The organism is Rubrivivax sp. A210, assembly GCF_904426505.1.
Taxonomy (GTDB): Bacteria; Pseudomonadota; Gammaproteobacteria; order Burkholderiales; family Burkholderiaceae_C; genus Rubrivivax.
Genome location: NZ_CAJGBN010000006.1, coordinates 1 through 12,446, shown reverse-complemented (window position 1 = coordinate 12,446; position 12,446 = coordinate 1). Strand labels below are relative to the sequence as shown.

General features: G+C 73.1%; 11 protein-coding genes. 7 read left to right on the top strand and 4 right to left on the bottom strand.

Annotated features, from left to right (window positions below):
• Positions 1-151: 151 nt before the first annotated feature.
• The 3 genes from JMV16_RS06160 to JMV16_RS06150 are packed head-to-tail and all read right to left on the bottom strand — an operon-like array spanning position 152 to position 4,016.
• On the bottom strand, positions 152-2,032 hold the full coding sequence (locus JMV16_RS06160; RefSeq protein ID WP_201493314.1) for a TRAP transporter large permease subunit: 1,881 nt from the start codon (positions 2,030-2,032) through the stop codon (positions 152-154).
• A 27-nt stretch (positions 2,033-2,059) separates the two neighbouring features.
• Positions 2,060-3,103: a TRAP transporter substrate-binding protein DctP gene (gene dctP, locus JMV16_RS06155; RefSeq protein WP_201493313.1), complete on the bottom strand. Its 1,044-nt coding sequence runs from the start codon at positions 3,101-3,103 to the stop codon at positions 2,060-2,062.
• 13 nt (positions 3,104-3,116) lie between these two features.
• Entirely contained in the window at positions 3,117-4,016 is a 900-nt protein-coding gene (locus tag JMV16_RS06150) for a TRAP transporter TatT component family protein (RefSeq protein ID WP_201493312.1), read from the bottom strand.
• A 229-nt stretch (positions 4,017-4,245) separates the two neighbouring features.
• Here JMV16_RS06150 and JMV16_RS06145 point away from each other — a divergent pair, with 229 nt between their 5' ends.
• Together JMV16_RS06145 and JMV16_RS06140 are read left to right on the top strand one after the other, a co-directional pair.
• Positions 4,246-4,476: a hypothetical protein gene (locus JMV16_RS06145; protein ID WP_201493311.1), complete on the top strand. Its 231-nt coding sequence runs from the start codon at positions 4,246-4,248 to the stop codon at positions 4,474-4,476.
• Between the two features lie 139 nt (positions 4,477-4,615).
• Positions 4,616-6,328 carry an alkaline phosphatase D family protein gene (locus JMV16_RS06140; RefSeq protein ID WP_201493310.1) on the top strand — a complete coding sequence of 571 codons (1,713 nt, stop codon included), beginning with the start codon at positions 4,616-4,618 and terminating at the stop codon, positions 6,326-6,328.
• A 49-nt stretch (positions 6,329-6,377) separates the two neighbouring features.
• Here the strand turns inward: JMV16_RS06140 and JMV16_RS06135 are convergent, their stop codons facing one another.
• Complete coding sequence (locus JMV16_RS06135; protein ID WP_201493309.1) at positions 6,378-7,499, bottom strand: hypothetical protein; 1,122 nt, start codon at positions 7,497-7,499, stop codon at positions 6,378-6,380.
• A gap of 253 nt (positions 7,500-7,752) precedes the next feature.
• Here JMV16_RS06135 and gspG point away from each other — a divergent pair, with 253 nt between their 5' ends.
• From gspG to JMV16_RS06110, 5 genes are read left to right on the top strand one after another with little or no spacing between them, the layout of a single operon-like run.
• Entirely contained in the window at positions 7,753-8,172 is a 420-nt protein-coding gene (gene gspG / locus JMV16_RS06130; protein WP_201493308.1) for a type II secretion system major pseudopilin GspG, read from the top strand.
• An 11-nt stretch (positions 8,173-8,183) separates the two neighbouring features.
• Positions 8,184-9,380 carry a type II secretion system F family protein gene (locus tag JMV16_RS06125; protein ID WP_201493307.1) on the top strand — a complete coding sequence of 399 codons (1,197 nt, stop codon included), beginning with the start codon at positions 8,184-8,186 and terminating at the stop codon, positions 9,378-9,380.
• Entirely contained in the window at positions 9,377-10,972 is a 1,596-nt protein-coding gene (locus tag JMV16_RS06120) for a GspE/PulE family protein (protein ID WP_201493306.1), read from the top strand. Before JMV16_RS06125 ends, JMV16_RS06120 begins: the two co-directional genes overlap by 4 nt.
• Positions 10,953-11,732: a hypothetical protein gene (locus tag JMV16_RS06115; RefSeq protein WP_201493305.1), complete on the top strand. Its 780-nt coding sequence runs from the start codon at positions 10,953-10,955 to the stop codon at positions 11,730-11,732. Before JMV16_RS06120 ends, JMV16_RS06115 begins: the two co-directional genes overlap by 20 nt.
• Positions 11,729-12,334 (top strand): hypothetical protein, encoded by a 606-nt coding sequence (locus JMV16_RS06110; protein ID WP_201493304.1) that lies wholly within the window; start codon positions 11,729-11,731, stop codon positions 12,332-12,334. Before JMV16_RS06115 ends, JMV16_RS06110 begins: the two co-directional genes overlap by 4 nt.
• The last annotated feature ends 112 nt before the right edge of the window (positions 12,335-12,446 follow it).

Genomic DNA, 12,446 nt, shown 5'->3' with positions numbered 1-12,446 from the left:
GGCCGTTCCCTTGTCGAATGTCCGCAGCGGTTGCTCGCCGGCTTGGGTGGCCAACGCGACATGAAGGCAGTCAGCGAAGTCGGCTGAGCCCTTGCGGAACAGTTGCAGCGCGACCTCGACTGCGCGCTCCGAGCGGACGCGCCCGGGGCTGCTACGCCCCCGCCAGCCAGGTTGGCAGGCCGGTGGCCAACATCGGCACCACGGCAATCAGCAGCGTGCCGATGAAGATGGCCGCCACAGCAGGCAACACGGCGGCGGCCACATAGCGCATGGGCTTGCCGAACATGGCTGAGGCGAAGTAGATGTTCATGCCCGCTGGCGGGCACAGAAAGCCCAATTCCATCGCGGCGAGGAAGACGATGCCGAAGTGCACCGGGTCCATGCCGTAGCTGCGCGCCACCGGCAGCAGCAGCGGCACGAGCACGACGATGGCCGCGAAGATTTCCATCAACGCGGCGGCCACGCACAGGAAGACGCACAGGCCGAGCAGGAAGACAAATCGGTTGGGCACGACGCCGCGGGTCCATTCGATGGCCGCGTCGGGGATGCCGGCGTCGACGAGGTAGTTGGTGAGCGCCAGCGCCATGCCCAGGATCAGCATCACGCCGCCGATGACCTGGGCGCATTCGACCAGGCAGCGGCCCAGGGCGCGCCAGCCCAGTTCGCGGTGGGCGAAGGCCTGGGTGGCAATGGCATAGGCGGCGGTCAGCGCGGCCGATTCGGTGGGTGTGGCGAAGCCGCCCACCAGCGAGCCAATGGCCACCAACGGCGCCAGGATTTCCCACTTGGCGGCCCAGGCCGCGGCGCGGGCGCGGCCCAGGTCGGCTCGGGCCGGCGGTGCCGCAACCGGGCCGGCCGGGTCGGCGCGGCCGTTGCGCAGGTAGCCGCCGACGAGCAGCAGGCAGGCCACCATCACGGCCGCCGGCAGCAGGCCGGCGAGGAACATGTCCTTGATCGGCACGCGGGCGATCACCGCCACCATGATCAGCGGCACCGAGGGCGCCAGCAGCACGCCCAGGGCGCTGGCGCTGGTGACCAGGCCGATGCCGCGCTGCTCCGGATAGCCGGCGCGCCGCAGCAGCGGCAGCAGCAGGCCGCCCAGGGCCAGGATGGTGACGCCGCTGCCGCCGGTGAAGGCGGTGAAGATGGAGCACAGCACCGCCGCCGCCAGCACGGTGCCGCGCACGGCGCCGCCAAACAGCGCCAGGAAGAGCTGGCTCAGGCGCTGGGCGGCCCCGGTGCGCGCGAACACCAGGCCGGCCAGCGTGAACAGCGGCAGGGCCGGCAGCGAGGGGTTGACGGTGATCTGGTAGTGCGACAGCGCGATGGAAGCCAGCGGCAGCGCGTCGGAGGCAAACAGCGCCAGCGCCAGGCCGCCCAGCACGGCGAAGATGGGCGCGCCGGCCAGCAGCATCAGCAGCAGCGCGGCGCCAGCCGGCAGCAGCGGCAGCGCCGCGCCGTCCAGCCGCCAGGCCGCGGCGGCGCCGGCCACCGGCAGGGCCAGCGCCCAGGCCGTGCGGGCCCAGGCGGCGCTGGCGCAGCGCGAGCCCAGCCTGAGCCCCAGCAGCGCAAAGCCCAGCGGCATGGCCGCCTGTACCCACCACACCGGCAGGCCATAGGCCAGGCCCTGGCCAGCCTCCATCTCGCTGGCCACGAAGCGCGCGCTGGCCACCGCCAGCACGCCGCTGACGAGGGCCGCGCTGCCCTGGGCGATGGCCTTGATGCCGGCCTGCAGGCCGGGGCCGAACAGCTTGTCCAGGCTGCTGCCCAGCGTCGTCAGGTGGCCGTTGCGCTCGGCCGCCACGGCGCCGAACATGGCCAGCAGCAGGCCCAGATGCTGCACCAGCACCGAGGCGTTCTCGACGCCGCGGCCCAGCAGAGGCCGCATCGCAATCTCGGCCAGCGGGATCAGCATCATCAGGCCCAGCGCCAGGGCCGCGAGCGCATCGTCGAAGCGCGCTGCCTGCCGCCAGCGGGGGGCCGTGGCGGGCGCGGCGAAAGCAGCCGTTGAGGCCGCCGTCGAGGGAAGCATGGGGCCGGCCAAAGGGGCGTCCAAGGACTACCTGCCCTTGCCGGCGCGGTAGGCCTTGAGGTGGGCGAAGACCTCGTCGAAGGTCTCGGCCGGAACCATGGTGCCGCGGATGCGGGGGTAGAGCTTGTCGGCAAGCTCGTTCCATTCGCGCAACTGCTCGGGCGAGGGCCGGTTGACCACGAGGCCGCGCTTCTTCATCGCGTCCACCGCTTCGTCCACTTCGCGGCGCGCCTTGCCGCGCATCTCGACGCCGGCCTTCTCGCCGGCCGTGCGCAGCGCCTGCTGGGCGGCCGGCGCCATCTCGTCCCAGGCCTTCCTGGTGACCACCATGGCGCCGACGATGGGCGCCCAGTTGATCTCCAGCATGTGAGGTGCCGTGTTGTAGACCTGGGTGGCGAGCGCGAAGTAGGGCGTCGACGGCACGACGTTGATCATGCCGGTCTGGATCGAGGGCAGGATGTCGGCGGTTTCCAGCGGCACCGGCGTGTAGCCCAGGCTCTTCATGATGGCCTGCTGCTCGGCCTCGCTGCCCCAGGCGAAGAACTTCATGCCCTTGTAGTCGTCGGGGCGGAAGGCCGGCGCCTTGGAGAAGAAGCGCACCCAGCCGGCATCGCCCCAGCCCAGCACGACGAATCCCTTGTCGAGAAACTTCTTCTCCATCGCCGGGCGCATCTTCTCGCGCACGTAGTCCACCTCTTCCCAGCTCTTGAACAGCAGCGGCAGGTTTTGCAGCGCGCTGATGGCGGGATCGATCTCGCGCAGGCCCACCACCGACAGCAGGGCGCCCTGCAGCTGGCCGATGCGCATGCGCCGCGCCAACTCGGCCTCGCCGCCCTGGCTGCCGTCGGTGAAGACAACGAACTTCGCGCCTTCGCCCTGGGCCTTGCGCCAGGCCTCGCCCATTTCCAGCAGCTGCTGGTGGTAGAGCGAGTTCTTGGGCACCAGACTGCCGATGCGCAGCGAGCCCGGCGCGGCCCAGGCCGGCGCCGTCAGGGGCAGGGTGAGCGCGATCAGGGCAGCGGGCAGGGCGGTGGTCAGAGCAGCGGACAGAAGGCGGCGGGCGATGTTCATGGAGGGGATGGTTTCAAAAGCGGTCGTCGGCCGTGGCCAGCAGCCACTGCGCGCGTTGGCGCATCACTTCGTTGGCGAGGTCGCCGCGCGTGCCGGCAGCGGCCAGGGCCTGGCGCAGGAGGGCTTCGAAGGCCGGGCGGTCGCCGGCCGGCAGGGCCAGGGCTTCGGCCTTGGCCACGAAAGGCCCGGCGCTGCGCCCGCCGGCGGCGGCGATGGCGCTGTCGAAATAGGCCGCGGCCTGCTGCGGCGTGCCGCCGGGGCGGGCCATCTCGAAGCTGCCCATCAGCGAGGCCAGCGCACCATCGCCGTGGTCCGGCTTTCGCTCCCAGGCCAGGCGTGCCAGGGCGATGGCCTGGGGCAGGTCGGCCACCCGGTCGGGCCGGTCTTTCGACAGCGCGATCAAGCCGCCCCAGGATGCCGCCGCCCAGTAGGCGACGCCGACCTCGTCGTCGCGCAGGCGCAGCGTCGGGTCGGCCTGGGCCAGCGCCGCGGCGAAGCCCGGATGCTGCGCCTCCAGCGCGTTCATCGCGTGGCGGTGGCCGCGCGCATAGAGCTTGGCCGCGCGCTGGCGCAGCCTTTGCGCGGCGCGGGCGTCGCTGGCCTCGGTGCGTTCGGCTTCGGCCTCGACGAAGGCGTAGGCATACTGCGTGAAGCCGCCGGCCACCGATTCGGCCAGGCCCAGATGGCCGGGCGTGCGGCGCAGCACCGATTCCGAGAGCTTGAGGTAGAAGGCGCTGGATTCGCGCGCCAGATCGAGGTCGTCCTCGGCCTCGCTGCCCTGGCCGGCCAGTTGGTCGGCCACGCCGCGCACCAGCAGGGCCTGCGGCGAGCAGCCGCCCAGCAGGGCCAGAGCCAGCAGCGCCGCGACAAGCAGGCCCACGCGGCGCGGGCGCCGCGGCGGGGTTGCGGCCATCAATCTCTCACCATGGGCAGGGGCTCCGGTAGCAGAGGCGGCAATCTAGCGGCGCTTGATGAAGCTGCAGTGACGGCCCTTGCCGGCGCGGGCTCGCGCCCGGGGGAATCCGTGCCTGCGGCCGGTGCGCGCTTGCCGCGCAGCCGCCGGACGAAGTTGGGCCAGATCAACGTTTGGCGCTGTGTTTCCGGGGTATACCCAAGGCATCAAGTTGTAAACGGAGGCTTGCATGCAGCCAGCGGTCTACGCGATACCCAGGACCACCACCGCCACCGTGCTCGAAGTGCTGCCGGCGGTCGGCCTGGCCTATCTCGCGGGAGACGACGCCCATGACTGGACCCTGACCAGGAGCGCCGCGGGCCCCGGCCTTGAATCGCTGGCGCCGGGCCAGCGCCTGCAGCTCACGGTGGCCGACCACCGCCGCTTCGCTCTCGTCAGCGGCTACTCGCCCCTCGCCTGAGGGGCCGGCGCCGTTTGACTTCACGCTGTCAAACGGCCCTCCCAGACTTCGGCGCTTCGCGAGCCTGACCACCCCCGCCGGGGGCGGCAGGCTTCTCGCAGCCTGCCGGCGCCCGCGCCGGCCTCCCAAAGGAAGTCAGATGGGCCGTCCCTCCCGCGTCAAACCCCTGCCGGTGGGTGCCAACCGCCGCGATTTCTTCCGCAAGTCGGGCTCGGCCGCGCTGGCCCTGGCCGCCACGCCCATGGCCGCGCTGGCCACCGGCGGCGAGCGCCGCGATGCGCTGTTCCAGCACGGCGTGGCCAGCGGCGACCCGCTGTCCGACCGCGTCATCCTCTGGACCCGCGTCACGCCGCGCCGCCCCGAGCAGCGCGTCGAGATCGAGTGGGTGGTGGCCGCCGACCCCGGCTTGAAGCGCATCGTGGCGCGCGGCCGCAGCACCACCACGGCGGCGCGCGACCACACGATGAAGGTGGACGCCACGGGCCTGCGCCCCGGCACCACCTACTACTACCGCTTCAAGGTCGAGGGCGAGCGCTCGCCCATCGGCCGCACCAAGACCCTGCCGGTGGGCCGCACCACGAGCCTGCGCATGGCCGTGGTGAGCTGCTCCAACCATGCCGCCGGCTATTTCAACGCCTACGCCCGCATCGCCGAGCGTGCCGACCTCGACCTCGTGCTGCACCTGGGCGACTACCTGTATGAGTACGGCGCCGGACAGTACGGCAGCGTGCGCACGCCCGAGCCGGCCACCGAGATGGTGACACTCACCGACTACCGCATGCGCCACGCCCAGTACAAGCGCGACGCCGACTCCCAGGCCATGCACCGTCAGCACCCGCTGGTGGCGATCTGGGACGACCACGAGACGGCCAATGACGCCTGGGTGGACGGGGCCCAGAACCACCAGTCGGACAGCGAAGGCCTGTGGCCGGCGCGCGTGGCCGCGGCGCTGCAGGCCTACTACGAGTGGATGCCGGTGCGCGAGCAGAACCGCGCCGACCTGCGCCGCAGCAACCGCGCCCTGGCCTGGGGCGACCTGGCCGACCTCATCATGCTGGAAGAACGCCTGGGCGGCCGTTCGCAGCAGATTCCGGGCAGCATCGCCACCCCCTTCGGCGCCGCCTTCACGCAGAACGGCCCCTATGCAGACCCCACGCGCCAGCTGCTGGGTGCCGAGCAGGAGGCCTGGCTGTTCGACCGCCTGCGTCACAGCCCGGCGCAGTGGAAGTTCCTGGGCCAGGGCGTGATGTTTGCCCAGCTCAAGGTGCCGGGCTTCGGCCTGCCCAATGCAGCCGGCGGCGGGCTCTTCCTCAATTCCGACCAGTGGGACGGCTACCAGCCGGCACGCGACCGCGTCTACGAGGTCATCAAGGGCTCGGCAACGCAGCCCGGCGTCGACAACGTCGTCGTGCTCACCGGCGACATCCACAGCTCCTGGGCCGCCGACCTGAGCCAGGACCCCAACAACCCGGTCGTCGCCGCGGGCGGCTATGACCCGGCCACCGGCCAGGGCTCGCGCGCCGTCGAGTTCGTCGGCACCTCGATCAGCTCGCCCGGCATCGACACCGACACCAACGGCGCCATTGCCGGCGCGCTGCGCTCGGCCAACCCGCATTTCAAGTACATCAACCTGCACCGCCGCGGCTACATGCTGGTCGACGTGACGCCGCAGCGCGCGGTGGCCGAGTGGTGGTATGTCGACACCGTGGCCAGCGCGAGCCGCATCGAGACCTTTGCGGTTGCCTTCGAGACCCAGGCCGGCAGCATGCGCCTGCAGCCCTCGGCGCAGACGCCGTCGCGGCCCAACCCGCCGCCGCTGGCGCCGACCAAGCTGGACGACCGCGACGACTGAAGTCCGGCGCCGGAGCCCGTCGCCTGGCGGGCCCCGGCGCCGCGCCCGTTCAGGGCGCCGGCACGGCCGTGCGGTTGCCCGGCACGATCATCGGCTGGTAGGAAAACACCTCGCGGCTGCGCGTGTCGATGCTGGCTTTGAGCCACTGCACGTCGTTGTTGCCATTGGCCGCGTTGTTGCCGAAGGTCTCGACGCGGGTGAAGTTCTCCAGGCGCTGGCCGGCGGCGTCGAGCAGGGGCTTGTCGATGCGGAAGTAGTGCGAGTCGCCGTGCACATAGGCCACCGGCCGGCGGAAGGCGATGACCTCGTCGCGCAGCGCCAGCAGCCAGGCCTGGAAGCCGTCGGGCGCGCCATCGGTCTGGGCCAGGGTGCGCGGGTTGCGCAGCGGGGCGCGCGTGGGGTCGCTCTGGTCCCAGCCGGGGTTGGCCTGGCTGATCAGCATCACCGCCACCGAGCGGCGGGCCTTGGCGGTGGCAAAGGTCTCCTGCAGCCAGCGGATATTGGCGGCATTGCGCGCCGCGTACTCGGCCGCGTCGGGCGCGGTGTCGCAGAGGTTGTTGCAGGAGCCGGCGACATTGAAGGTCGCATAGGTCACGCGGCCCACGGTCCAGCGGCGGTTCTCGACACAGGGCACGGCGCCGTTCAGGCCCAGGCACAGCGGCTCGGCCTGCACCTCCTGGCGCAGCGTGCGCTGGCCCAGCGAGAACGGGGTCGAGAAGAAGACCGCGCGTTCGCGGTCCAGCCGCTCGCGCGAGTTGAAGCCGCCATTGGCCGGGCGGTCGCAGTCGGTCCAGTCGTTGTCGCCGGGCGTGAACATCGCCGGAGCGCGCAGGGCGTTGAAGAAGCCCAGCGCCTGCAGGTACAGGTTCTCGTCGCACAGGCTGCCCGAGCCGGCCTTGAGGTCGCCGTCGTGGACGGTGAACTTCAGGCGCTGCGCGTTCATGTCGGCGATCAGGTTGGGCACGCCGGTGGCGGCCTGGGCCGGGCCGTAGGGCAGGTCGCCCCAGAGGCCGATGGCATAGGTGCCACCGTCATCGTCGTGCTCGTCGTCGGCCAGCGCGGTGCCGACGGGCGCGGAGGCGAAGGCGAGTGCGGCCACCGCCGCGCCGCAGAAGCGGCCGGCGGCGCGCGCGAGGGCGCGCGCCTCTTGCGTGAGGGAAACAGGAATCATGCGAGACCTCTTGGGCTGGGTGGGCAGGTTTGAGGCGGCCCGGGAGCGGGCCGCGGCGCAGTGTCGGCCGCGGGCCGTGACCGCAAGGTGACAGCCGCCGGCGGCGATGGCCCGGCACGCAGGGTGGCGACGAAGCGCGCCCTTCACAGCCGAGTCACGGGCGCTTCATAAGCTCTGGGGTTCCCTGGGCGCTGTGCCATCTCCATCCATCGGCCCGCCTGCTGCCCGCGCCTTTGGCGCCCGTCCGCTTTCCATGACCGCACCGCGCCGATTCCAACGTGGCTTCACCCTGCTCGAACTGCTGGTCGTGATGGTCATCATCGGCTTGCTGGCCGGCTATGTCGGGCCCAAGCTGTTCGCGCAGATCGGCCGCTCCGAGGTCAAGATCGCGCGGGCGCAGATCGGCAGCTTCGAAAAGGCGCTGGACCAGTACCGCATCGATACCGGCCGCTACCCGGCCAGCGAGCAGGGCCTGGTCGCGTTGCTGGCCCGGCCCGGCGACGAGCCGCGCTGGACCGGCCCCTATCTCGCCAAGGCCGTGCCGGCCGACCCCTGGGGCCACGACTACCAGTACCGCAACCCGGGCGAGCACGGCGATGTCGACCTCTGGTCGCTGGGCCGCGACGGCCGGCCCGGCGGCGTCGGCGAAGACGCCGACATCGGCAACTGGTGAGACCGCGCCCCATGCCGGCCTTCGACATCCGCTACCTCGATGCTGGCCGCATCGCCAGCCGCCGCATCGAGGCCGCCGACGCCGCCGCCGCGCTGGCCCAGCTGGGCCTGCCGGCGGCGCGCGTGGTCGCGGTTCAGGCGGGCGCGGCGGCGACCCCGGACACTCCGCTGCTGGGCCACAGAGCGCGCTTTCCGCTGGCGCTGTTCAGCCGCGAACTGGGCGTGCTGCTGGGCGCCGGCATCCCGCTGCTGGAGGCGCTGACGGCCTTGCGCGAGAAAGAAGCCGCGCCGGCCGTGGCCGCGGCGCTGGACGGCGTGATCGAGCACCTGCGCATCGGCGAGCCCTTCTCGGCCGCCGTCGCGGCCCAGCCGCGGCACTTCGACGGCCTCTTCGTCGCCGTCATAGCCGCCGCCGAGCGCACCGGCCAGCTGCAGGAGGCCCTGGCCTCGCACGCGCGCTACCTGGCCTGGGTGGACATGCTGCGCGCCCGCCTGGTCGGCGCCAGTCTCTACCCGCTGCTGCTGGTGCTGGCCAGCATGGCGGTGGTGGTCTTCCTGCTCATCTTCGTGGTGCCGCGCTTCGCCACCATGCTGGACGGCATGGCCGGCAACATTCCGCCGCTGTCGCGCGCCCTGCTCGAGACCGGCCGCGTCGCTGGCGAGCATCCGGCCCTGGCCTCCGCGCTGGCGCTGGCGCTGCTGGCGGCGCCAGCCCTGGCCTGGCGCGTGGCCGCGGTGCGCGAGGCTGTGCTGGACGCGCTCTGGCGGCTGCCCGCCGTCGGCCAGCGCCTGCGTGTGCTGGCGCTGGCGCGGCTGTACCGCACGCTCAACATGCTGCTCGCCGCCGGCGTGCCGGCGCCAGCCGCACTGCGCACCGCGCGCCCGGTGGTGGCGGCGCGGCTGCGCCCGCGCGTGGATGCGGCGCTGGCCGCGGTGGCGCGCGGCGAGCGGCTGTCCGACGCCTTCGAGCGCGAGGGCCTGGCCACGCCGGTGGCGCTGCGCATGCTGCGCGTGGGCGAGAAGAGCGGTGCCGTGGGCGAGATGCTGGGCCAGGCCGCGGCCTTCCACGACGAGGAGCTGGAGCGCCTGTCCGACTGGGTCACCAAGCTGCTCAACCCGCTCCTGATGCTGCTGATGGGCGGCGTCATCGGCACCGTCGTCGTGCTGCTCTACCTGCCCATCTTCCAGCTCGCGGAGCAGGTGCAATGAACGCGGCGCTCGAATCCCGCGGCGTCAGCCAGGTGAGATCGGCCGATGTGCTGGCCGCCTGCCTGACGCCGGCCCTCGGGCCCTGGCGCGCCGCCTTCGACCTCTGGCCGCCGGCCGAGGCCCAGCGCTGGCGTGTGGTGCTGGCGCAGTCGCCGCGCGGCGAATTGGCGGCGCTGTCCGACGCGCCCATCCCGCAACCGCTGCTCGAGCGCCTGGAGACGCGGCTGCAGCGCCGCGTGCAGCGCCACCGCCAGGACGCCGCCAGCATCGACACCCTGATCGCGCTGGGTGCCGCCGAATACCGCGCGCTGGCCGCGGTGGGCGACACCGGTGGCGAGGGCGGCGAAGGCGCCGAGGCGGCGCAGGAGTTGTCGGCGCTGCACCTGGCCGAGCAGGAAAGCCCGGTCGTGCGCCTGCTCGACGCCACGCTTTACGACGCGCTGCACGATGGTGTCAGCGACGTGCATTTCGAGTGCGAGCCGCGCGGCATGAGCATCCGCTACCGCGTCGACGGCGTGATGCAGCCGGTGCGCCGGGTCGAGGGCAGCCAGATCGCCGAGCAGCTGGTCTCGCGCCTGAAGGTGATGAGCGAGCTCGACATCGGCGAGCGCCGCCTGCCGCAGGATGGCCGCTTCATGCTGCGCCTGTCGGGCCGCGAGATCGATTTCCGCCTCTCGGTCATGCCCACGGCCCACGGCGAGGACGCGGTGGTGCGCGTGCTCGACCGCGCCCGCATCGAGCAGACCCAGGGCCAGCTCAGCCTGGCCGCGCTGGGCCTGCCGGCCGTCACCTGCGCCACGCTGCGCCGGCTGGCGCTGCAGCCGCACGGCATGCTGCTCGTCACCGGCCCCACCGGCAGTGGCAAGGCGACGACGCTGTACGCCATGCTCAGCGAGATCAACCAGGGCCGCGACAAGATCGTCACCATCGAAGACCCGGTGGAATACCAGCTCGCCGGCATCGCCCAGGTGCCGGTGAACGAGCGCAAGGGCCTCACCTTCGCACGCGGCCTGCGCTCCATCCTGCGCCACGACCCCGATCGCGTGATGGTGGGCGAGATCCGCGACCCCGAGACGGCGCAGATCGCGGTGCAGGCGGCGCTCACCGGCCACCTGGTTTTCAGCACCGTACACGCCAACAGCGCCTTCGACGTCATCGGCCGCTTCATGCACATGGGGCTGGATCTCTACAACGTCGTCTCGGCCCTCAACGCCGTGCTGGCGCAGCGCCTGCTGCGCCTGAACTGCAGCCATTGCAGTGTGCCGGTGGCGCCGCTGCACCAGGCCCACGGCCTGCTGGCGATAGGTGCAGATGACGTGACCGACGACGCCGGCGATGGCGGGCGGCCGATGCGCGGCGTCGGTTGCAGCCACTGCCGCCACACCGGCTACCGCGGCCGCCGCGCGGTGACCGAGCTGATGCTGATGAACGACGAGCTGCGCGACCTCATCGCCGCGCGGGCGCCGATGACGCGCATCCGCCAGGCCGCCGTGGCCAGCGGCATGGTGCTGCTGCGCGACGCCGCGCTGGCCGCCGTGCGCCGCGGCGAGACCACGCTGGAGGAGGCCGAACGTGTCACCAGCGACGCCTGAGCGGCGCCTGGCCGGCCTGCTGCCCTGGCCGCGCCCGCGCCGCCCTCTCTTCGTCGCCCCCGAGGGCGTGACCGAGCTGGACGGGCAGGGCGGCGGCGCCCCCGACCTGGCGCATTGGCTGCAAGCCCAGCCGGCCAGCGAGCTGCACCTGGTGCTGTCGGGCCGTCTGCTCTACCCGCTCCTCACCGCCGAGCCGGCGCTGGTGCGCGCGCCCGCGGCCGACCAGCAGGCCTGGGCGCGCCAGCAGTTCCTGCACTTCCACGGCCCCGAGGCCGCCGCCTGGCCCCTGGTGCTGGGCCTGGAGGGCGCCACGCTGAGCGCCGCCGCGCTGCACGGCGCCGATCTTGCGGCCTGGCGCGAAGGCGCGGCGCAGCGGCGCTCGCGCCTGGCCAGCGTGCGGCCCTGGTGGTCGACGGCGTTGCGCCGCGTGGTCGCCGCGCTGGCGGGCTGGCCCGGGCGCGGCCGTGCCGGCCTGCTGCTGGCCGAGGGCGCGCATGCCACCTGGCTGGTCTTCGAGGGCGGGCGCCTGGCCGCGCTGGAGCAGCGCCGCGCCGCCGCCGCCGATGGCCAGGCCCTGGCCGCCCTGCTGGCCGAATGGCAGGCCGAGCACGGCGTGGCCGGCGCCGACTGCGCCATCGCCGGCTTCGGCATCGCCGACGCGGGCGCAGACCCGGCCGCCCCTGCCGTGCTGGCCGGCCAGGCCCGCATCGCCGGCCTCCTGGACGCCGCCACGGCGCCGCCGCCATGGGCCCTGCCATGAAGCCCGGCCCGCGCCCCGTCGTGCCGGCGCACGACTTCGTGGCCGGACCCCTGCGCCCGCCCTGGCCGGCCTGGCTGCTGCTGCTGTGCGGCCTGCTGATGGCGTTGTCCAGCGGCATCGATATGCTGGCCGCACGCGACCGGCTCCAGGCCGCCCAGGCGCGCGTCGAGCGCTGGCAGGCCCAGGCGCAGCGCCAGCGCGCCGGGCCGGGCCGCCAGGCCAAGGCGCCGGGCCTCGAAGGCGCTGCCCCCCAGGCCCTCAGCAGCAGCGCTGCCCAGCGCGCCGCCGCCTGGGCCGTGGTGGCCGGCCTGCGCCACCCCTGGGGCGACGTTCTCGGCGCCGTCGAGGCAGTCACGCCGGCCGGGCTGCGCTGGACGGCGCTGGAACACGAGACCGGCCGCGCCGAGTTGCGCCTGGAGGGCCAGGCGCGCGACGCTGCCACGGCGCTGGCCGTGGTCGACGCACTGGCGCTGCAGCCGCTGGTGGCCGCCGCCACGCTGACGCGGCTGGACCTTGCCGACAAGGCCGGCGACAAGTCCAACGGCAGCGCCGGCCTGCGTTTCGAGATCGCGCTGCAGCTGCAGCCGACGAGCCTGGAATGAGCGCCGCCGCGCAAGCGCCGCCGCAGTCGCCGCAGCAAGCCCGCCTGGCCGCCTGGCGCGACGGCGCCGCCGCGCTGGCCCGCCATCTGCGCGCCTGGGGCTGGCCGGCGGC